Annotated in this window: 17 protein-coding genes; 6 read left to right on the top strand and 11 right to left on the bottom strand. The window is 39.9% G+C overall.

The features are described from left to right. Window positions 1-570: 570 nt before the first annotated feature. Complete coding sequence (locus GQR53_RS11590; RefSeq protein ID WP_024591564.1) at window positions 571-2,172, bottom strand: isocitrate lyase; 1,602 nt, start codon at window positions 2,170-2,172, stop codon at window positions 571-573. A gap of 241 nt (window positions 2,173-2,413) precedes the next feature. Here GQR53_RS11590 and GQR53_RS11585 point away from each other — a divergent pair, with 241 nt between their 5' ends. Beyond that, the gene (locus tag GQR53_RS11585; protein ID WP_165744009.1) at window positions 2,414-4,603 is read left to right on the top strand and encodes a malate synthase G; all 2,190 of its coding nucleotides are present in this window, start codon (window positions 2,414-2,416) and stop codon (window positions 4,601-4,603) included. A 211-nt stretch (window positions 4,604-4,814) separates the two neighbouring features. Here the strand turns inward: GQR53_RS11585 and GQR53_RS11580 are convergent, their stop codons facing one another. From GQR53_RS11580 to GQR53_RS11565, 4 genes are all read right to left on the bottom strand, one after another. Then, entirely contained in the window at window positions 4,815-5,540 is a 726-nt protein-coding gene (locus GQR53_RS11580; protein ID WP_165744008.1) for a YebC/PmpR family DNA-binding transcriptional regulator, read from the bottom strand. A 145-nt stretch (window positions 5,541-5,685) separates the two neighbouring features. Next, on the bottom strand, window positions 5,686-6,303 hold the full coding sequence (locus GQR53_RS11575; protein WP_165744007.1) for an HAD family hydrolase: 618 nt from the start codon (window positions 6,301-6,303) through the stop codon (window positions 5,686-5,688). Between the two features lie 321 nt (window positions 6,304-6,624). Continuing rightward, the gene (locus tag GQR53_RS11570; protein WP_165744006.1) at window positions 6,625-7,119 is read right to left on the bottom strand and encodes a DUF6702 family protein; all 495 of its coding nucleotides are present in this window, start codon (window positions 7,117-7,119) and stop codon (window positions 6,625-6,627) included. Next, window positions 7,119-9,566, bottom strand: a complete 2,448-nt coding sequence (locus GQR53_RS11565) for a M1 family metallopeptidase (RefSeq protein ID WP_165744005.1) — start codon at window positions 9,564-9,566, stop codon at window positions 7,119-7,121. The genes GQR53_RS11570 and GQR53_RS11565 overlap by 1 nt, the downstream gene beginning before the upstream one ends. A gap of 578 nt (window positions 9,567-10,144) precedes the next feature. On the opposite strand from GQR53_RS11565, the gene GQR53_RS11560 reads away from it, so the two are divergent. The 4 genes from GQR53_RS11560 (at window position 10,145) to GQR53_RS11545 (ending at window position 16,039) form a co-directional block, all read left to right on the top strand. Then, window positions 10,145-10,381, top strand: coding sequence for a hypothetical protein (locus tag GQR53_RS11560; protein WP_002959190.1), 237 nt, complete (start codon window positions 10,145-10,147; stop codon window positions 10,379-10,381). A 78-nt stretch (window positions 10,382-10,459) separates the two neighbouring features. Next, window positions 10,460-11,707 carry an exonuclease SbcCD subunit D C-terminal domain-containing protein gene (locus tag GQR53_RS11555; protein WP_165744004.1) on the top strand — a complete coding sequence of 416 codons (1,248 nt, stop codon included), beginning with the start codon at window positions 10,460-10,462 and terminating at the stop codon, window positions 11,705-11,707. Continuing rightward, the gene (locus GQR53_RS11550) at window positions 11,704-15,354 is read left to right on the top strand and encodes an AAA family ATPase (protein ID WP_165744003.1); all 3,651 of its coding nucleotides are present in this window, start codon (window positions 11,704-11,706) and stop codon (window positions 15,352-15,354) included. The genes GQR53_RS11555 and GQR53_RS11550 overlap by 4 nt, the downstream gene beginning before the upstream one ends. A gap of 28 nt (window positions 15,355-15,382) precedes the next feature. Beyond that, window positions 15,383-16,039: a class I SAM-dependent methyltransferase gene (locus tag GQR53_RS11545; protein ID WP_165744002.1), complete on the top strand. Its 657-nt coding sequence runs from the start codon at window positions 15,383-15,385 to the stop codon at window positions 16,037-16,039. Between the two features lie 182 nt (window positions 16,040-16,221). Here GQR53_RS11545 and GQR53_RS11540 read toward each other — a convergent pair whose 3' ends face one another. Genes GQR53_RS11540 through GQR53_RS11530 form a run of 3 tightly spaced genes read right to left on the bottom strand, consistent with a single transcriptional unit; the run spans window position 16,222 to window position 17,653 of the window. After that, entirely contained in the window at window positions 16,222-16,614 is a 393-nt protein-coding gene (locus GQR53_RS11540) for an ACT domain-containing protein (RefSeq protein WP_165744001.1), read from the bottom strand. A 19-nt stretch (window positions 16,615-16,633) separates the two neighbouring features. Further along, window positions 16,634-17,197: a hypothetical protein gene (locus tag GQR53_RS11535; RefSeq protein WP_165744000.1), complete on the bottom strand. Its 564-nt coding sequence runs from the start codon at window positions 17,195-17,197 to the stop codon at window positions 16,634-16,636. Further along, the gene (locus GQR53_RS11530; RefSeq protein ID WP_165743999.1) at window positions 17,198-17,653 is read right to left on the bottom strand and encodes a YaiI/YqxD family protein; all 456 of its coding nucleotides are present in this window, start codon (window positions 17,651-17,653) and stop codon (window positions 17,198-17,200) included. It abuts the gene before it with no gap. Window positions 17,654-17,783: 130 nt separating this feature from the next. Here GQR53_RS11530 and GQR53_RS11525 point away from each other — a divergent pair, with 130 nt between their 5' ends. Further along, a complete protein-coding gene (locus GQR53_RS11525; RefSeq protein ID WP_024599452.1) occupies window positions 17,784-18,305 on the top strand; it encodes a lipocalin family protein in 522 nt (173 codons plus the stop codon). A 209-nt stretch (window positions 18,306-18,514) separates the two neighbouring features. Here the strand turns inward: GQR53_RS11525 and GQR53_RS11520 are convergent, their stop codons facing one another. The 3 genes from GQR53_RS11520 to GQR53_RS11510 are packed head-to-tail and all read right to left on the bottom strand — an operon-like array spanning window position 18,515 to window position 20,786. Further along, window positions 18,515-18,850 carry a DUF3325 domain-containing protein gene (locus tag GQR53_RS11520; RefSeq protein WP_165743998.1) on the bottom strand — a complete coding sequence of 112 codons (336 nt, stop codon included), beginning with the start codon at window positions 18,848-18,850 and terminating at the stop codon, window positions 18,515-18,517. After that, window positions 18,847-20,448, bottom strand: coding sequence for a PepSY-associated TM helix domain-containing protein (locus GQR53_RS11515; protein WP_165743997.1), 1,602 nt, complete (start codon window positions 20,446-20,448; stop codon window positions 18,847-18,849). The genes GQR53_RS11520 and GQR53_RS11515 overlap by 4 nt, the downstream gene beginning before the upstream one ends. Then, window positions 20,445-20,786 (bottom strand): hypothetical protein, encoded by a 342-nt coding sequence (locus GQR53_RS11510; protein ID WP_165743996.1) that lies wholly within the window; start codon window positions 20,784-20,786, stop codon window positions 20,445-20,447. Before GQR53_RS11510 ends, GQR53_RS11515 begins: the two co-directional genes overlap by 4 nt. Window positions 20,787-21,003: the final 217 nt, after the last annotated feature.

The following is a 21,003-nucleotide window of genomic DNA, read 5'->3' as shown; positions in this document are numbered from 1 at the left end:
GAGAAGTTAGTAAAAAATCGGTTTATAAATTCGCTAAGTTTGCCTATTAAAGCAAAAATCAGTCACTTACCTGCCTTTTAAAGTTGTTGTAAACGCTTTTTACAGCAAAATCACCCCAAATATGCCGTTTTATGAAAGGTTAGTTAAACTCTGATCTGTAAATTCACTCAGGTAGTTAAATAGTGATCCAAAATTATTTGGCAAGGGCGTGTTGAACTTTGGTGGGTTAATTTGCAGCAGTATGTTTGGTTTTTAGGCAAGGCGGAGCTTATGTAGTGTGGTTATTCCCCATGAATAGGCGATAACGTAGCATAAATACCAAACATGCGCTGCCCTTTGGGTTCTTTCTAGGGGCGATAAACTCTTTGTTGCTCGGTTTTTACTTAGCCCACTAGGTTACAAACCTCGCGCCGCGATTTAATCGCCCCTAGATTGAACAAATTTCAATCCACAAAGATCAACACGCCCTAGTTAAAGTCTGATCTGTAATTATGCTTCAATGTTCTAACTTTACTTAAAGCAATAAAAAAGGGCCTATTGGCCCTTGAGTAACACTATCTAGTTAGGAAGTTAAAATTGGTTCATGGTGTTATCTTCACCACCGGCTTTTAGCGCGTTATCACCAGAGAAGTATTCTTTGTGTGTATCGCCCATGTTAGACCCTGCTAGGTCTTGGTGCTTAACAGAAGCTTGCTCGCGGCGAATTTCTTGGCGTTGTACATCACGTACATAAGCCAGCATACCCATATCGCCAAAATAACCTTCTGATAAAATATCAGTGCTCAGCGCAGCTGTATGGTACGTAGGCAGAGTAATTAAGTGATGGAAAATACCTGCTTCACGTGCGCCATCGCGCTGGAAGTTTTGCACTAGTAAATCGGCTGCTTGCGCAAGTTCTGTTGCATCCATTTCTGGTGCCATAAGGCCTTTATTGTCGCCAAAGCTTGGGTAAGCACTAAGGTCACGGCCTGCTTCTTCCCACTCTTGATATACTTGCTCACGAAACTTAAGCGTCCAGTTAAACGAAGGCGAGTTGTTGTATACCAGTTTTGCATTTGGCACGTGTTCTTTTACACGATTTACCAGTTCTGCAATTTGCTTAACATGAGGTTTTTCTGTTTCAATCCACAGTAAATCAGCGCCCGACTGCAAGCTCGTAATACAATCTAGTACTACGCGGTCTTTTTCAGTGCCTTCGCGGAATTGAAATAAACCGTTATCTAGGCGAGTTGGTTTACATAACTGGCCATTAATTTTCATTGCTGTGTCGCCTTCATTTAAGTCATCAACACCGTTAATTGGCGTCGTTTCTAAAAATGCATTGTATTGGCTTGCTAAGTCACCTGGTGTTTGCGACACAGGTACTTTTTGAGTAAGGCTTGCACCTAATGAATCTGTACGTGCCACAATAATACCGTTATCAATACCAAGTTCTAAAAAGGCGTAACGTACTGCGTTAATCTTTGCTAAAAAGTCTTCGTGTGGAACGGTAACTTTACCCGCTTGGTGACCACATTGTTTGGCGTCAGATACTTGGTTTTCTATTTGAATGGCACACGCACCGGCTTCAATCATTTTTTTAGCCAGTAAGTAAGTTGCTTCTTCGTTACCAAAACCTGCGTCAATATCAGCAATAATTGGCACAACATGAGTTTCAAAGTTGTCTATTTTATCAATAACAGCTTGAACATCGCCGCCATTCGCTTTTGCTGCATCTAGGTCGTTAAACAAGTGGTCTAGTTCACGTGCATCAGCTTGCTTTAAAAATGTGTAAATTTCTTCAATTAATGCAGGTACTGATGTTTTTTCGTGCATACTTTGATCTGGCAGCGGACCGAATGCAGAGCGAAGTGCTGCAACCATCCAGCCACTTAAGTATACATAGCTGCGTTTAGTTGTTTTTTGATGGCGCTTAATAGCCATCATCATTTGTTGGGCAGTAAAGCCATGCCAACACCCTAAAGATTGGGTGTACAGGCTTGTGTCGGCGTCATATGCAGCCATATCTTCACGCATAACGTCTGCTGTGTATTGCGCAATTTCAATCCCTGTACGAAAACGGTTTTGTAAACGCATACGGCTTGCGTATTCAGGGTTAATAGCTTTCCATGCGCTGCCTTGTGATTGGCAAAGAGTAGAGAGTGTGTCTGTTTCGCGTTGATATGTTGTCATAATAAAATCCTTCGAACGAGTGTGTAAATTATTTTAATGTTGTGAGAGTGGCTAGGAGTGTGTGCTCCGTTTCGCTTGATTCAACATTAGGCTCCTTTTCTAGATTTAGTAAATTTATAGTTGTTATTGTGGCTATACATTTTGTGAATGGCTAAAAAGCACTCAACATTGCCTTTTTGAGTTATTGTTGCCTTAACGCACAAGCACACAACAACATCGCGACCGTTTAAGGAAGGCAACTATGTCCCACACTCTCACACATTCAGGACTCAGCGTAGACACACAACTCGCTGATTTTGTTAAAAATCAATTACTACCAGGCACTCACTTAAGTGAGCATCAATTTTGGCAAAGCTTTGCACATATAGTTCAAACACTTACCCCTACAAATAAGGCACTGCTTGAAAAGCGAGAATTGCTTCAACAGCAAATAGATGACTACCATCTTGCTAATAAAACGTGGGATAGCGTTAAGTACCATGCCTTTTTGCAAGATATTGGCTATTTAGTTAAAGAGCCTGCCAACTTTGAAATTGAAACCAAAAATGTAGAACCCGAAGTAGCCCTTACAGCAGGCCCTCAGTTGGTTGTGCCTGTAAGTAACGCACGCTTTGCACTTAATGCCGCTAACGCACGTTGGGGTTCGTTATACGACGCTTTATACGGTACAGATGTGTTAAGCGAAGACGATGGAGCCGAAAAAGGCAATACCTACAATCCTGTTCGTGGTTTTAAGGTAATGGCCTACGCTCGCCAGTTTTTAGATAAAGCATTGCCGTTAACTAATGGCTCGCATATAGAAAGCACTAATTATTCAGTAGTAGATGGCGCACTTTTAATTACCTTGCGTGACAGCTCTCAAACCACATTAGCTAACCCATCTCAGCTTATTGGCTATCAAGGTGAAGCACAAAACCCAACCGTAGTGTTATTAAAAAACAATGATTTACACATAGAGCTACATATAGATCACCACCACATTATTGGCCAAGCAGATAAAGCAGGCTTAAAAGATGTAGTGTTAGAGGCCGCGCTTACAACCATTATGGATTGTGAAGATTCTGTAGCTGCGGTAGATGCAGAAGATAAAGTACAAGTTTATAAAAATTGGCTTGGTTTGATGCAAGGTAACCTAGTTGAATCGTTTAAAAAAGGCGATAAAACCGTAGAGCGCACTCTGCAAAGTGATAAAACATACACCGCACTTGACGGCGGCACAGTTACTTTAAAAGGCCGTAGCATGATGTTTGTTAGAAACGTTGGCCATTTAATGACGAACCCAGCTATTACCGATGTGTACAATCAACCGGTATTTGAAGGCATTATGGATGCGATGTTTACTGCTACCGCTGCCCTGCACGACCTAAATAAAAAAACAGGTATAAAAAACTCAAGCGCGCAAAGTATTAATATAGTAAAACCAAAAATGCATGGCCCTGAAGAGGTAGCGTTTACTAACACTTTATTTAGCTTAGTAGAGGAAGCGCTAAGCTTACCTAAAAACACGCTTAAAATGGGTATTATGGATGAAGAACGCCGTACTTCTGTAAACCTAAAAGCCTGTATTTATGCAGCTAAAGAGCGTGTTGTATTTATAAATACTGGATTTTTAGACCGCACAGGCGATGAAATTCATACCTCTATGCAAGCGGGCGTTGTGCTTCCAAAAGCACAGATTAAGCAGCAATCATGGATACAAGCTTATGAGGATCGCAACGTCGATATTGGCCTTGCTTGTGGCTTAAGTCATAAAGCACAAATAGGTAAAGGCATGTGGCCAATGCCAGATAAAATGGCATTAATGATGGAGCAAAAACAAGCTCACCCTAAATCAGGCGCTAATACAGCATGGGTGCCCTCCCCTACAGCCGCTACTCTGCATGCAATGCATTATCACGATATAAACGTATTTACCGAGCAGCAAAGTATAGCTAAACGTGCTATTGCGAGCCTTAATGACCTGCTTACACCGCCGCTAATGACAGATGCTAAAACGCTTTCAAAAGAAGATATTCAAAGTGAGCTAGAAAACAACGCACAAGGTATTTTAGGTTACGTTGTACGTTGGATTGATCAAGGCGTAGGCTGTTCAAAAGTACCTGACATTAACCATATTGGGCTAATGGAAGACAGAGCCACACTGCGTATTTCAAGCCAGCATATGGCTAATTGGTTGCTAAATGGCGTGTGCTCACAAGCGCAAATAAAATCAACAATGGCTAAAATGGCAAAAGTGGTTGATGGCCAAAACGAGCATGACACTGCGTATACACCCATGGCAACAAGCGAAGAAACCCTTAATAACAGCATTGCGTTTCAAGCCGCTACTGCGCTGGTTTTAGAGGGCGTAACGCAACCTAGTGGTTACACTGAACCACTACTACATAGCTACCGTATAAAATATAAAGCACAAAAGTCGAATACGCTTTAACTGCTTAATCAAAGTTAAAATTAAGTACTAAACCAGCTTAAAAGCTGGTTTTTTTATCGCCTAAAATTAGAATAACAGCACTTTTAAGGCATTTTAAAAATATATATTCAAATAAGCATAATACACATGAATATCTAACATTTATTCAAACGTAAAAAAGCGTGTTTTGCATACACAAAACACGCTTTTTAAAGCTTTTAACCGTTTACATTTAATTTTTTACAATGGCATTGTGATAAATATTTTGTACATCGTCACAATCTTCAAGCATATTTATAAACTTATCAAAGTTAGCAATAACTTCTTCGTCTTCAATTTCAATATTAACTTGAGGAATAAACGTAATTTCATCTACTTCAAAGTTAATGCCTTCAAATGCGTCTTCAAGGGCAGTTTTAGCTTTAAAGTATTCTGTTGGCGGTGCAAATACTGATATTTTACCGTCCTCGGCTTCAACATCGCTTACATCAACATCAGCCATCATTAATGCTTCTAATACGACTTCATCGTCATCGCCTGCAAAGCCAAGTACCGCATAATGATCAAACATATGCGCTACACAGCCAGGAGTACCAATTTTTGAGTCTGTTTTAGTAAATGGTAAACGTACATCTTTGATAGTACGGTTTGGATTATCAGTTAAACAGTCAACAATAACCATGCAGTTACCAGGGCCATAGCCTTCATAACGGGCAACAGAGTAATCTTCTCCTGTGCCACCGGCTGCTTTTTCAATTGCTTTTTCGATAACGTGTGCGGGTACTTGGTCTTTTTTAGCTTTTTCGATTAGACGGCGAAGTGTTTGGTTTACTTCGGGATCGGGATCACCACTTTTTGCTGCAACGTAAATCTCTTTGCCGTACTTTGAGTTTACTTTTGTTTTTGCATTGGCTGTTTTGATCATAGAACTTTGACGAACTACAAATGCTCTGCCCATTTTGTGCCCCTAATGAATACGTTACGTTTTGCGGTATTTTACCAATTCAAAACGTATTGGGCTAGCTCCGCAATGGGCAAAACTTGATTAATAAAAACTTTAATAACTACAAACTTATGTCAGAATAAATCAAATGGCACGCTATTTAACATAACTCTATTTTTTCAGAATAACTCTCAACTAATGTTACTAATTCCGCAAAGTCATGCAAAACGTAATCTGCCTGATCGGCGTAGGCTGGCGTCAACTCTGGAGCGTATAAACATGCGCGCATATTTGCATTATGCGCAGCTTGAATATCGTAAAGGTAATCGCCTACATAAAGTAAATTTCTAGCATTAATGTTCCAAAGTGTAGCAATAGCATTCAAAGCACTAGGATCTGGTTTTGCAGGAGCATCGCTTCGCGTTAAAACTGTACTAATAGGAAGTGGGTTATTTTGTAATTTAATTGCAGCCGCTTTATCAAAATTGCGAGTGACAATTGCCATCGGTATATTTTTAGACTTTAAAGCATTAATAGCTTCACTCACCCCAGGTAATATACTGGCATGTTGTGCGTCTATTAATTCGTGTTGGTGAACTATATTCATTGCCTCTTCACGCATATACGGTGAGGGCAACTTAGCAATGTAATCAAGTAAGTCTTGCTCGCAAGGGCAACCTATTTGGGCCTTTATTAATGCAAAGTCTAATTCTGATGAAACCAATGTTCCATCCAAATCAAAAATCACTCCAAAAATAGCCTCAATCTGAGTCGTCATATCACTCCCTGAATTTAGTTATTACTAAATAAAATTTAAACATAAAATTCTCTACTGCTTATGCCCTAGCTAGTTACAGCTAAAGGGATAAATGAAACTAACTATATTTAAATTATTTATTTGCACTGCTATCAATCTATTGATAATACAGTAAATATAATTGGTAATTGTAGCATGCGCAAAAAATGGTAAATATACAAATTGAACTACCAATTTTTACGTAAATTTACATATACCAGATCTAAAATGAACGCAGTTTAAACGTTTGAAGAAAACGCGCACATTAACTGCAGTGCGCGTTGGTTGGGGAAGTTTTAACTACTAATTTGGCTCAAAGCGGGCTTCGAGCCAAGTATCATCTTGTGCAAAGTTTAAGGTTTTAATCTTACCTTTGCCCTCAACGTTTACCATATTTACCTGAGATGGCCATAAATCACGAAGCGCGCCATTGCTCATTTTAATTCCTTCAATGTTTTCAGGAATTGGTGCTTCTTGGTAAACCCAAAAAAACTTACCATCTACTTGCGCCCCTACAAAGCTAAGTGGTAAAGGCTCACCACTTAACGTTTGTAGAGCAACGTGCGATTCAACATATTTAGCAAAACGCTGTTGGTCGGCTTTATTACTAATAATATCGATTTTGCCTTCAAATAATGTTCCTACGGCGTGTTCGGTATCATGTAAATAAAAGCGATGCATTAATTCAACATTATGCGTTCGTTTATTAAAAAGCACGGTTGTAACTGACGACTTTAGTTGATGCGCCATACTTGGCGCAGCAACTAAAAGGCAAACAATAATAAGCAAAAAGCGCATTATTGCGGATCCCCACCGTCATTTTTTTCGTCTTTCTTCTCATCGGTTTTAAGCTCAGTTTTAATATCTTGCATGATATCGCGACTTACTTTAGCTTTACTCTTTTCCTTTTTAAACACTTCAATACGTGAAGGAATAATACGACGAGGGTAGTTATTGTTTTCAACATCTACGTCAGCTGTTTCCCAGCCTGGATCTACAGTAACTGATACAAGCGGTTTGTTTTTATCGGTCACAATTAGCTTTTGAACATTTTTATAATTACGACGCCAAATTTCAGCAGGGATATAACGCTCTTCGGTTGTGCCATCTTCATATGTTAGCTCAAGCAATATAGGCATTACCAAACCACCAAGGTTTGAAAATTCCATAACGTAGTAGTTTTTATCTTCTTCTAAAGCACGTTCAAGCGTTTTACGCTCCCACGGCTCTAAACCTTTTAAAAACTTATTGTACGAGTTACGTTCTTTATTGGTTACAGTAAAGCGGTCGTTTTCGTCATAAAAGTCGGTAACATCAGGATTTTGCTCAACCCATGTTTTTTTACCTTCGGCGCGGTTACGCTCAACAAATAATGACGTAGGCTTGTCTGCCTCAATATCACGTAAACGGCTGTAATCAATATCAGGATTTTTAGTGTCTAAACGAAGTTGATACACTTTATCTAAAGAGATATCAACATGATCTGTGGTGTAAAACCAGCCACGCCAAAACCAATCTAAATCAACACCAGATGCTTCTTCCATTGTACGGAAAAAATCAGCTGGGGTAGGGCGCTTGTATTTCCAGCGCTGAGCATACTCTTTAAATGCAAAGTCGAATAAGTCACGGCCTAAAATTACTTCACGTAAAATATTAAGTGCTGCGGCAGGCTTAGTATAAGCATTTGGGCCTAAACGTAATACGCTGTCTGACTGAGTCATAATTGGTACTTGGACTTCTGACTTCATGTAGCTCACTATATCGCGAGGCTCAACACCCCAAGGAATAGTAGGATCCCATTCACGACCAGCAACACCATCTAAAAAGCTATTTAAGCCTTCATCCATCCACGTCCATTGGCGCTCATCTGAGTTAACAATCATTGGAAAGTAAATATGACCCACTTCATGAATAACTACGCCAAGTAAAAAGCGCTTTTCAGCCTGAGAATAAGTACGAGTACCGTCATCTTGTAACTTAGTACGCGGACCGTTAAAGGTAATCATTGGGTATTCCATACCACCAACTGGGCCGTTAACCGACTGTGCAGTTGGGTACGGGTAATCAAAAGAATACTTAGAGTACACTTCCATTGTGTGTACTACTGCTTCAGTTGAGTACTTTTTCCATAAGTCACCACCTTCTTTAGGGAAGAACGACATTGCCATAACTAAAGGCTGAACGTCACCACCTTGTTGATAACCTTTTGCATCCCACATAAACTTACGAGACGACGCCCAAGCAAAGTCACGAACATTCTGTGCTTTAAAGTGCCACGTTTTAGTTTTGTCGGTGCCTTCTTTTTCGTTTTCTAGCGCTTCTTCTGCGTTAACAATAAACACAGGACGCTTAGATGTTTCAGCTTGCTTTAAACGTTTGCGCTGAGTACTTGTAAGTACTTTACTCGCGTTATCAAGCTTACCTGTTGCCGATACAATGTGATCTGCCGGAACAGTAATCTCAACATCGTAATCACCAAATTCAAGCGTAAACTCACCAGAGCCTAAAAATGGCTTGTTTGTCCATGCTTCGTAATCGGTATAAGCCGCTAAGCGAGGGAACCACTGAGCAATTAAGAATATGTCGTTGCCATCTTCTTCAAAGTGCTCGTAACCAGAACGTGCACCTACAGCATCTTCTTCTACAATGTTGAAGGCAAAGTTCATGCTAAATTCTACTTCTTTACCTGGTTTTAATGGCTCGTTTAAATCAATGCGCATTAAAGTATCAACTACAGTTACGCGTAGCTCTTTACCATCGTCATCCTTTACGCCACTGATTGTATAACCCAGTTCGTTGTCGCTCATAAATTGCTGACGGCGTAAGTCACCTAAACTTAATTTAGCAGGCTTTTGAGCTGGTAGGCTTTCTAAAGTGCTTTTAAACGTTTTAGTTGTTTCGGCAATAGAATCACTTTTAAAAATATTTTGATCTAACTGTAACCATAAATATTTAAGTGTATGCGGAGAGTTATTTTTATATTCAATGCTTTGGCTACCGGTAATACGGTGCTTTTTTTCATCTAGCTTTACATCAATATCGTAGTTTACACGTTGCTGCCAGTATTTTTCACCTGGTTCGCCAGCGGCACTACGATAAACATTGGGTGTAGGAAGCGCTTCGTCTAATTGACGAAATTTATCAACAAAAGTACCTTTTGTTTGCTCAACTGAAGACGCCATAGCCGCACTAGATATTGCCAAAGGCAATACAAAAGCACTTAGCGTAAGACCTATTTTTTTCATTGTTAGTCCTAATATAATTTTGTGAGCATACTTTGACAAATATACCAGTTAGCTTCAATAAATTAGCGACCAAGTACCGTATTTTTAGGGTGATATTCACTTAGTTTTTTAGATTAAAAAGTACAATTATTTTGTAACAAAATACGACTAAATAAATATTGTAAAGGGGGTTTACAAAAGTGGGTTTTAATAATGGTTTTGAGCTGTTAAATACAAGCTTTAGAGCTCGGAAAAAGCACATTAACTTTACCTACTTTGCTAAAAAGTATTGCTTTAGCATTATCAGGTAAACCAATAATCCTATGTATAAGCGTCTCAAACTTCCAACAAGTAAAATGAGCTAAAAGCCCCCTCTACTGAACAAAAATACAGTGAAAACAGCTGAATTATTGGCTCAAATATTGCCGAACTTCCTTAATATTCGCTATTTTTACGATAAATGATAAATAGTTCAATTTTAGGTTGATCTTTAGTGCAGTTTATATTTAAAATCGCCAACCTTTTTATTTGAGGCAAATAAATTCGTCACATTTATCCTCAAATTAATATCGATTACTAGCAAGAAATGCGGTGGGCTTATGGATTTTTACATCCTAAAAAAACAACAAGAACTAATTGCGATTCCAGCAAGTGAGAATAACTGTAAGCAGTATCTCGATTCGGGTTATTTTTATATCGATAAAGTAGCAGCGTGCAACGAAACTAATGCATTAAAGGCGCTACACGCAAAACAAACTAAAACGTTAAAAATTCCATTATTAATGGCACTTTTAGCATTACCGGTTGTTTTTTCAGCTTGGTACAGTTTAACCTAAGGTAATGCACGGCTTAGGCTTGCATCTTTAACTGCCTTGGGTATATTGGCGCTCTTACGGTTTAATTAAGAGCGCGACATGAAAGTCCTCCACACCTCAGATTGGCACCTTGGCCAACAATTCTACGAACACGACCGCCGTGTTGAACATCAAGCCTTTTTTACATGGTTATTAGCCACTCTTGTTGAACAACAAATAGACTTACTTTTAGTTGCAGGCGACATTTATCATACCGCGACTCCAAGCGCTAGCGCCGAAAATCAGCTTTACCAATTTATTAAAGACGCCAAAAAGGCATGCCCACAATTACACGTAGTAATTATTGCGGGTAATCACGACTCTGCAAATCGTATTTTGGCAGCTCAGCCATTACTAGCGCAATTTGATACACACGTAGTAGGGCGCTTTGATGTCGCGACACCCGATGAAACTGTTATTACCATAGATACCAATGGTAAACGCGCTGTAATCGTCGCTATGCCATTTTTACGCGCAAGCGATGTAAGTTTACTTAGCCAAACTGAAAGCGGCTCTAGTTATGCTCAAGGCGTTGCAAAAGCTTATGAACTTGCACTAGAGCAAGCTACTAATATAAACGAGCAAAACTCACCATTAATAGTTATGGGGCATTTACACGCAAAAGGCGGGGATATCTCAAGTGATTCTGAGCGTAACTTAGTAATAGGTGGTGAGGAGTCTATTTCAGCCAATGTATTTGGTAAACAAGCCAACTATGTTGCCCTTGGTCATTTACACAAAGCGCAACAAGTCGCTAAAAGCGATATTATTCGCTACAGCGGCACACCTATACCTATGTCGTTTTCAGAACGTAACTACACGCACCAAGTAAATGTTGTTGAGTTTATTATTGATGAAAAACAACATATTAGTACAACTGTAAACCCCCTTTACATTCCGCGCTCTGCCGATGTAATTGTTTTACCAAAAGGGGAGTGTGTGCCATTAAGCGAACTATGCGAGCAAATTAAAGCGCTCGACACTGCACAAAATACAATAGCGCCTTATTTACGGGTAAAGCTTAAATCAAGCGATACCGACACCACCTTCAGAGAACAAATAGAACAAGCACTTGAAGGCAAGCATATTAAATTTTGTGGTATTGAACGTGTACGTGAACAATCAGCGCAAAATGATGACAACACCGTATTTGAAGATTTAAGCGAAGTTGAAATGCTCAACCCGCTTAACTTATTAGAACAAGCGTTCGCAAACGATAAAGATATGGCAGGGCAAAGTGTACCCGATGAGCTAAAAGCACTTTTAAGTGATGTGATAAACGAGCTTACGGAGCAAGAACAACTATGAAAATAACCGCAGTTCGTATTCATAATTTAGCCTCAATAGTTGATGCTGAAATAGACTTTACTCAAGCCCCATTAAAAGATGCAGGCTTATTTGCGATAACAGGCGATACCGGCGCTGGTAAAAGTACTTTTTTAGATGCGATATGTTTAGCCCTTTATACAAAAACAGCGAGGCTACGCGGTGATAAAGGTAACTTAATTGAGTTTAATGGCGACAGCATTAAGCTTAATGATGCGCGAAACTTGCTACGCAGAGGCACATGGGAAGGTTACGCCGAGGTTGACTTTTTAGGGCAAGATAAACAACTTTATCGTGCGCGCTATACAATTTCACGCACCCATAAAAAAGTAACAGGCAAGCTTAAAGTTGCAGAGCACACTTTAGTTACCCTGCCAGACGAAACCCTAATAGCTGACAAAAGCCACACAATAAAAGAAGTTGAGAGCAAAATAGGGCTTAACTTTGAGCAGTTCTCCCGTGCCGTACTTTTAGCGCAACATGAGTTTTCTGCATTTTTAAAAGCCACTGGCGATGAGCGAGCGCAACTTTTAGAGTGCTTAACAGGCACCGATAAATTTAGCCGTATTGGTGTGCGTATTTTTGAGCGCCATAAAGAGCAAGTAGCAAAGCTTGAAGCGCTCAAAGCAGGCCTTGAAAGCTATACCTTATTAACACCAGAAGAACTCGAGTTACAACAAACCAAGTTAACCGATTTAAAAGCGCAAACCGAACACACTAAAAAAGAGCTGACCAAAACCGAAAAAGCACTTAACTGGTATCAGCAAGCTACAGTGCTTGAGCAAAGCTTACTGCAGGCACAGCAAACCCAGCAACAAGCAAACTCAGCGCTTGAAAGTATCGTTGATCAAAGCGAGCAAGCAAAACAAGCCAAGCAGGCGCTTGAAATAAAAGATAACCGCAGCCGTTTTACTAAATTAACCGATCAAAATACGGCGTTGGATCAGCAAATAACATCGTTTAAAAGTGTTGACCATATATCGGTAATTAACGAGCGTAACACCGCGCTTGCTAAGCATACTGAGCTACTTAATAACGCCAATGAGCAAAAACAAAATGCAGCGCCCGTTATAGCTAAAGCGCGAGAGCTCGACAGCAGCATTGCTTTGCAAACTCAAGCTGTAAAAGGCGCAGAGTCGCAAATAATCAAAGATCAAACTCAACTTGATGAGCTCACACAGCAGCTTAAACAAAGCAATAACGAGCTAGAACTCGCTAATACCGACTCAATTAAAAGCCAGCAATGGCTTAATGAGCATGCACCGCTGCACGTTTTAGCAAAAGACTGGAGCTACTATCAGCAAAGCTTTAATACCTACTTAAATGCACAACAGCAATTAACTGCAAACCTTGCACAAAGCCAAACTCTTAATACCGAGCTTGCAGGTCAGAGCGAGCGTTTAAATACACAAAATAATAAAGTGCAGCAGTGCGAGGCGTTACTTACGAGCGAGCAGTCAGCTTTGCAGGTTTTAAATACTCAGCTTAATGAATTTAATGCAGAGCACTGCGACGCGCAGCTAAAAAGTATTGATTACTTAAAAGAGCAGCGAGAGCGCTATAAGCAATTTAACGCAGAACTAAAACAAAGCACTCAACGCCAACACGTACTTAATCAGCAGCTAAATGTAAGCCAGCAAGCCCATGCTTTACTTAATCAGCATTTAATAACCAGTGAGCAAGCACTTAAAGGCAGCGAGTACGCACTTAACCAAGCGCGCTTAAGAGCCAGCGAAAACGTAGAGCATTTACGCACTGAGCTTCGCCCTAATGAGCCTTGTTTAGTGTGCGGCGCAACGGATCACCCGTATGCGGTAAACCAAAACCAGCAATTAAATAACTTAATTACTGATTTTGAAAATGCTTTTAATACCGCTAAAAAGCAATTTGATCATGCACAAAGCGAGCTGCATAAACATCAAACTCAACATGCTGTATTAACTGCTGAACACGGACAACTTGAGCAAATAATACAAACAGCAAAAGCCAAACAGCTCGACATTAAAAATACCATGCTAGGCGCACGCACAGAGCTTAACGACTTAACGCCTGATCAGCTTGAAGTGACTTATAAGCAGTTAACGGAGCAAAAAGCGCAATACTTTGAGCAGCAAAAGCGCCAGCGTACACTGCAAACCAAAGTAAATGAGCTACAAGCAGCACTTAAAGCAGAGCAGCAAGTACAGCAGCAACTAAGTAATAAACACCTTGAGCTTACACACCAGAAAAACCAGTTAACGAGTAAACATAGCGAGCTAAGTGCGCAAATTAACGAGCTGGGTACAACGCTCAATAATCAATTTGAAAACAGTGATTTTTGGCAGCAACTACAAGCCAATACGCTTGAACTTAGCGAGCTACATGAGCAGGTTACGCAGTATCAGCAAACTCAAACGCAACTTGAACAAAGCCAAAAGCGCCAAGACAAAGCTAGTGAGCAAATAAAGCAGCTTACCCCGCTTGTAAGTAAAAGCGAGCAATCGTTAAAAGCACTTAATGAAGAGCTTGTTAAAGCTAAAAATTTACTAAGCACTGTGCAAAGTGAGCGCTTAGCTTTATTTAATAACGAGCAAATAAGCGCAGACGACTACCAAGCAAAACTTACAAGTGAGCTAGAGCAAAAACAATCGCAGGTTCAAGCGAGTCAAAAAGCCTATGACGACGCGATAAAACAACGAGATGAGCACGCTATAACGCTTAAAAATGTGGAGCAACGCTTACTTGAAAACAGCCAAGAACTAGCAACACTTGAGGCACGTTATAACCAGTGGTTTGCTGACTTTAAAGCGCAATACAGCGATGTAACGCACGAACAGGTCAAAATTTTACTAACGCTAAGTAGCGAGACTATTAAAGCGCATTTAAATCAACACGAGCAGTTAACTCAAGCGTTAACAGATGCAAATGCCGCTTTAAAACAGCAGCAACTTACGCTTGAAAAACACAACAGTAGCGATAAGCCAACACAAAGTGCAGAGGCTTTAAGTACGCAATTAAGCAGCTTAAATGAGCAACAAACGCAGCTGCAAAATTCATTACTAGCAACTAATACCGCTATTGAGCAACACAACCAAAACGCAAAGGCGCTTGAAGGCAAACAAGCCGAGTTAACTACGCTTAAAACACAGGTAGAGCAGTGGCACTTGCTTAATAAAGTATTGGGCGATGCAACGGGTAAAACCATGCGTAACTTAGCACAAACACAAACGTTAAAAATATTACTGCACTATGCCAACAGTCATTTAAAAACACTCAACAAACGGTACGAATTAACCGCAATAGCGCAAACGCTCGACATTGCAATTATCGACCGCGACATGGCCGACGAGCAACGCTCTGTTAATACGCTCTCGGGCGGTGAGTCATTTTTAGTATCGCTAGCGCTTGCACTTGGTTTAGCATCGCTTTCGTCTAACAAAGTACAAATCAATTCTTTGTTTATTGACGAAGGGTTTGGTACGTTAGACAGCGAAACCCTAAGCATTGCAATGGACGCTTTGGATTCTTTGCAAGCACAAGGCAGAAAAGTAGGCATTATATCGCACGTAACACAAATGAGCGAGCGTGTAGCCACTCAAGTGCATGTAGCCAAAAAGCCAGGTGGATATTCCACAGTTGAAATTTCATAAGCAACATTACTGAAAACAAGGAGATACAATGCCAACGTTTACAGGCGAGCAAGCAACACAATACGATAGCCGCATAACCCGTTTAGTGCCTGGTTATGAATTATTACATCAGCTCACTAATGCGCAACTACAAGCAACGCTAAGCGACAATGCGCATATTTTGGTAGTAGGGGCAGGCACAGGCAAAGAAGTACTTTCACTGGCTGCACTAAACCCTACATGGCAATTTACTGCGCAAGATACATCAGCCGATATGCTTGCTATCGCACAGCAGCAATTTGATGAACAAGGCATAACAAGTCGCGTAGATGTACATAATGGCCCCGTTGATAAGTTATCGGTTAAAGCCGATGCCGTTTTATGTTTACTAGTAATGCATTTTTTAGAAGACAACGGCGATAAAAAAGAGTTATTAAAAGCGATTAAAGGAAGCCTTAAAAAAGACGCCAACCTTTATATTGCAGATTTAATGCGCCCCGAAACTTCTTTTGAGCGCGAAGCCCAGCTTACAACTTGCGCGCAATTGGGTTTAACCGAAACAGGTAAAACACAAACAGGGCACGACTTAGAAAATGAGTTTTACCCGCTTGATAGAATGCGCTTTAGCGAATTGCTAAATGAGTGCAAATTTGGCATTCCGAAGCTGTATTTTAAAGCCCTAGGTTTTAGCGGATATGTAGTTTAAGTGTTACAAGCTAAACAAGCACCCGCTATTTAGCACCAATAAAAACACCGAGTGAACAAACTCGGTGTTTTTATATAACCCTCTCTACACCCCGAAGTTTCTCTAAGCGTAGGTCGGTTAAGTGAAGTGCCACCCGACGCACTAATATCCACATTACTCAGATCATTACTGTGTCAGCAACCCTAACCAATCTCTTCAAGTGCTTTCATTGCGGCTTGTGCTTTATCTGTTTGCACAAAAATATGGTCATGATAAAACGCAGCTACCACGTTAGCGCTAATGCCATGCTCAGTCAGCTTTGCCGATACCGCAGCAGTTAGCCCTACGGCCTCTAAGCTTGAATGTACGTTAAGGGTAATTAAATTATATTTACCTTCGTAAGTAATACCTGCTTTATCGGCGGTTTCAGCTTTTAAAAAAAGGGTTAGCCCTTCTTCTTCAGCATAAGTAGCAAGTGGCTCTAAATGAACATAATCAGCCAATTTCCCTGCTAAGCAACAAAAAATATACTCGCCTTGCTTAAGCGCTGGCTGCATTGATCTTAATAATTCGTTTAACTCTAAAATTCCGGCCATGGTCGTTCCTTACAATGTGTTATTTAGTGCCTTTTAGCTGCGCGACTAGCTCGCTTAATCTCGCAATTTTTATATTACTTAATTGCCTGTAATCAAAATATGGGCACACAATAATGTTGTTAGTTGTGTCTATTGCAAACTCGTCGTCGAGCCAATCAAATCGTGCATGCAACTTACCTTGTTGTAATAAGTTTTTAGCGTGCGTACGCCCAGCAATTATATGTAGCTGGTTTTTATTGCTAGTAGCTTTATCTGGGCAAGTAATAGTAGTGTCAGGCGCGCTAAATAGCAGGGCGGTTTTACTGTTTTTTTGCAGTAAAAACTCATCGCGATATTGTTGCCAAGTAGGGGCTTGTTTGGCAAATGAATAATGCTCACTTGGCAGGGAAAATAGCACTTTTGCGTACACGTTAAACACTTTGCGCCAACCATTACCACAGTGCTGGTTTATGGTATTTATTTGCTCGTTAATTACCGGCTCTATACTTTGTAGGGTTTCAAAGTAGGGCATAGGCGGTGCTTTTGCGACATACACGGCTACATTAAAATTATACTCACCTAAACCAACAACTTGCTCTGTCACTTACTTTGCCTTATTTTGCGCTAAAATGCGGTCGAGGTTATTTGCAAAGTTTTGGCGATCGGTTTGACTAAGTGGCGGCGGCCCACCACTCATTTCTACGCCGCTTGAGCGCATGGTATCCATAAAGTCGCGCACGTTAAGTATTGAGCGGATATTCTCGGTGGTATAAAGCTCGCCACGTGGGTTTAGTGCTTGCCCGCCGTTATCAATTACTTCACTTGCTAGCGGAATATCGCCCGTAATAACTAAATCGCCTTTTTCAACGCGTTTTACTATTTCGTCGTCGGCTACATCAAACCCTGACGATACTTGAACGCGACTTATGTATTTTGACGGCGGGATACGCATTGCGTGATTAGCCACTAAAATAGTCTCGATTTTCATACGCTCTGCAGCTCTAAAAAGTATTTCTTTTATAACAACAGGACACGCGTCTGCATCTACCCAAATTTTCATGCTATGGTCATTTTTATTGCTTTAGAATTAATATGATCCTATAGCAAATTTTTTTAATCGGCTAGCAAACTTTATACTCATCTATATTTAGATAATACGTACTATTTATGTAATTTAAAAAGGAGCTTACATGAAGGCTATTAAATACGGTTTACTTATTACGGGGTTGTTTTTTCTTAGTGCTTGCACCAGCCCTCCTGAGGGAATAACACCCGTTAAAAACTTTGATATACAAAAATATAAAGGCAAATGGTTTGAAATAGCGCGGCTCAATCACTCATTCGAAGAAGGTATGGAGCAAGTTACCGCTACTTATTCAATTAACGACGACGGCACAGTAAAGGTCCTTAACAAAGGGTATTTAACGGATGATAAAAAATGGGATGACGCCGAAGGCTTGGCCAAGTTTGTTGAGGGCACCGACACAGGACATTTTAAAGTCTCGTTTTTTGGTCCATTTTATGGCGCTTACGTGATTTTTGAACTTGACCAACCCGATTATCAATATGCATTTATAACCAGTTACAACAAAGATTACTTGTGGTTTTTGTCGCGTACACCAACGGTTAGCAAAGAGCTTAAAGATCACTTTTTAACTAAAGCTAAAGAGTTGGGCTTTGCTACCGATCAGATTATTTGGGTTGAGCAATAAACAATGTAAAGCCCCTTTACAGTAGTAATAAAAGAGTCATCTAACTGTAAAGTAACTTAAATATATTATAGTTATATTGTGTGCACTTGCCGTGAGACAGCAAGTATTAGAAACACTGAATATCCCCTATTGTTGGCAAGCTATATAGCTTGCCATTTTTTTTGCCTAATCTATGAGAAAGTAACGGATCACGTTTTTACTAACTAAGGCTAGTTCAACGCTAAAAACAACCCACTTAGTACAACTAACACGCTATTTAAAACACTAAACCACTTTACGTAGTCTACTAAAAAATTATAAAAAATCATTATAATTAAGACACTTAGGCTCATAAATCCACAAAATAGTAATGCTCCATATCCACCTTGAGTAACTATACAAAGCACCAAGCTTAGTAAAATACTGATCCAAGCAGCTAATAGCAGCTTTTTACGTTGGGGTTCTGTAGGGCGTTTTTTAAATACATCTTTAAAATGATTATACTTAGCCAGCGCAAAACAGTTAAAACTGAGCAGGCATAGGCTAAACCCAAGTAAATCAATCATGGTTTTTGCCTTTTAAGGTTATTAGATTGACTAGGGCTGATTATTTTTGAGTTGTTTTTAGCAGTACGTAATTTTTCGGTTTGTATAAAAAACAATATACTAAATAACAAAAACAGTGCATCAAAAGTAAGTAAAGCCCACTGTTTGTGCATCAAATAGCTAACTATATTACCCTTAGTTGTAAGTGCATTAATAACCGGTACGCTTAAACATGCAACAGCATTTATAGCTGCCATAACTCGCCATTGCAGTGCATCGCGCTTTATAAGTGCTAAAAGAGCAACCGCTAGCCATGTTAAAAAGAACGCGAGTATTTCTTTATCTGCGCGCTCTGCGGTAGTTGGGCTAAGTAGTCTGTTAGCAATAAAAAATGCACACGTTGCCAGTGGAAGCCCCATAATAGTGGCTAGGTTTAACCCCTCAACTAGTTTTAAACCAAATGAAGGTTTAACGTTATTTTTAGTTCGCTCGCGAATTCGTTTAGCCCACATAATACAGCCAGAGCCAATCATTACACAGCCTGCAATACCGCCTAATACGTATAACCAGCGCAACAACCACGTAGCTAAACGCCCTGTATGCATAGAATTAAGTGATTCGTAAAGCGCTTTGCTGCTAGTTAGCTCGTCATCAGTTTTAGCGACCATTTGCCCTGTAGCACCACTAAATATTAAGCGTGGTGCTTGGTCACGCAGTGTTTTACCTGCGCTTACCAATACGGTAATTGTTGAAGCTGCCATATTTGGTTGGTTAACTTGTACGCGAGTAATATCTGCATGAGGCCACTTAGTATAAACCTGATCCAAAATGCTTTGAATCGGCACCATTGATGATTCGCCTTGAGCTTTATCGGTCATGGTATTGCGAGGGGTTACATCGTTAAAAAAGCCACGCATGCCGTTATCGTAAGACGTTTGCGCAGGGTAGGGAAACAACATAAATATGAGCGTAATCATGCCAGTGTAAGTAATCATTAAATGAAAAGGAAGGGCAAGTACAGAGCTTAAGTTATGGGCATCTAACCACGTACGGCTACCTTTGTTACGCCTAAAGCTAAACATATCTTTAAAAATACGCTTATGAATAACCACGCCCGATATAATGGCAATCAGCATAAAAAAGCTAGCAAAGCACACAATCCAGCGTGCTGTTATTGCATCCATGTAATGTAAATCATAGTGCAACCGATAAAAAAAGTTACCACCTTTAGTATCTACAAAGGGCTCAAGCTCTTTCATGGTATTAGGGTTTAGCTGTGTGTTTTCAAACTTACTGCGGCGCTGACCTGGTTCTTTTGGCTTTGCATAACCATAAATTAAATAAGGAATACGTGGCTCGGGTAATGTAATACGCCAGCTTGATGAGTTAGCTCCATGGTTAGCTAAGTAATCAAATCCGGTAATTATTTGTTGTTTTTGCGCTTCTATACGCTGTGTTTGGGCTTGCACATTATGAATGGCTGGTTGATTCCACAACGTTATTTCGTCTCTAAAAAAGCTAAGAGTCCCTGCAAAAAATATTAAATATAATAACCAGCAAACGAGTAACCCTACCCAAGTGTGCAACCAAGTCATCGATCTGAAAAAGCTGTCTTTCATACCCAACCCTTCAGTAATGCAAGCAATCCAATGAACGCACCCGTACTTAGTAAAATACTGATCCACACTGTTTTTAATGATTTAACGCTAAAGGCATAAATAAATACAACGGCATAAATTAAAATGCTAATTGAAACACTAAAAAGCACAGCGTCTTGTTTAGCTATTGGCAACACAAAGCTTAATAACGCAGTACTTGCAGAGGTAAAAGCATAGCCACCAATTATGGCAATAAAAAAACGTAAAAATACCAAAACTCGATAACTGCTTACGCTTTTTACTATAAGCGCAATCACGTTAACCTTATCGAATGGCGAACTGTGCAAAGGTGCCTGCATAGTTAATTAATCCCTTTATTTAAAGCTGAGAATAAAACAAAGGCGCTATTATATATGTTACAAATACAAAAGATAGTTATTCTCATTTGTGATATTTAACTTTTAAGTAAGTTATGCTTACTTAATTACTTAATTACTTAATTACTTAGTAAAATACTGATCTGATATTATTTAATGATATTGCACAGGCTCTATGTAAAGCTTAAGGTTAATAAAC

The organism is Pseudoalteromonas sp. Z9A6 (genome assembly GCF_011378805.1).
GTDB classification, from domain to species: domain Bacteria; phylum Pseudomonadota; class Gammaproteobacteria; order Enterobacterales; family Alteromonadaceae; genus Pseudoalteromonas; species Pseudoalteromonas distincta.
Note: the sequence above shows the minus strand (reverse complement) of the source record. Positions and strands in the feature narration are given on the sequence as shown.

What these genes read in the sequence shown, in the direction of transcription:
- GQR53_RS11590 (WP_024591564.1), bottom strand. Translation starts at nt 2,172, where the DNA reads ATGACAACATATCAACGCGAAACAGACACACTCTCTACTCTTTGCCAA.
- GQR53_RS11585 (WP_165744009.1), top strand. Translation starts at nt 2,414, where the DNA reads ATGTCCCACACTCTCACACATTCAGGACTCAGCGTAGACACACAACTC.
- GQR53_RS11580 (WP_165744008.1), bottom strand. Translation starts at nt 5,540, where the DNA reads ATGGGCAGAGCATTTGTAGTTCGTCAAAGTTCTATGATCAAAACAGCC.
- GQR53_RS11575 (WP_165744007.1), bottom strand. Translation starts at nt 6,303, where the DNA reads ATGACGACTCAGATTGAGGCTATTTTTGGAGTGATTTTTGATTTGGAT.
- GQR53_RS11570 (WP_165744006.1), bottom strand. Translation starts at nt 7,119, where the DNA reads ATGCGCTTTTTGCTTATTATTGTTTGCCTTTTAGTTGCTGCGCCAAGT.
- GQR53_RS11565 (WP_165744005.1), bottom strand. Translation starts at nt 9,566, where the DNA reads ATGAAAAAAATAGGTCTTACGCTAAGTGCTTTTGTATTGCCTTTGGCA.
- GQR53_RS11560 (WP_002959190.1), top strand. Translation starts at nt 10,145, where the DNA reads ATGGATTTTTACATCCTAAAAAAACAACAAGAACTAATTGCGATTCCA.
- GQR53_RS11555 (WP_165744004.1), top strand. Translation starts at nt 10,460, where the DNA reads ATGAAAGTCCTCCACACCTCAGATTGGCACCTTGGCCAACAATTCTAC.
- GQR53_RS11550 (WP_165744003.1), top strand. Translation starts at nt 11,704, where the DNA reads ATGAAAATAACCGCAGTTCGTATTCATAATTTAGCCTCAATAGTTGAT.
- GQR53_RS11545 (WP_165744002.1), top strand. Translation starts at nt 15,383, where the DNA reads ATGCCAACGTTTACAGGCGAGCAAGCAACACAATACGATAGCCGCATA.
- GQR53_RS11540 (WP_165744001.1), bottom strand. Translation starts at nt 16,614, where the DNA reads ATGGCCGGAATTTTAGAGTTAAACGAATTATTAAGATCAATGCAGCCA.
- GQR53_RS11530 (WP_165743999.1), bottom strand. Translation starts at nt 17,653, where the DNA reads ATGAAAATTTGGGTAGATGCAGACGCGTGTCCTGTTGTTATAAAAGAA.
- GQR53_RS11525 (WP_024599452.1), top strand. Translation starts at nt 17,784, where the DNA reads ATGAAGGCTATTAAATACGGTTTACTTATTACGGGGTTGTTTTTTCTT.
- GQR53_RS11520 (WP_165743998.1), bottom strand. Translation starts at nt 18,850, where the DNA reads ATGATTGATTTACTTGGGTTTAGCCTATGCCTGCTCAGTTTTAACTGT.
- GQR53_RS11515 (WP_165743997.1), bottom strand. Translation starts at nt 20,448, where the DNA reads ATGAAAGACAGCTTTTTCAGATCGATGACTTGGTTGCACACTTGGGTA.
- GQR53_RS11510 (WP_165743996.1), bottom strand. Translation starts at nt 20,786, where the DNA reads ATGCAGGCACCTTTGCACAGTTCGCCATTCGATAAGGTTAACGTGATT.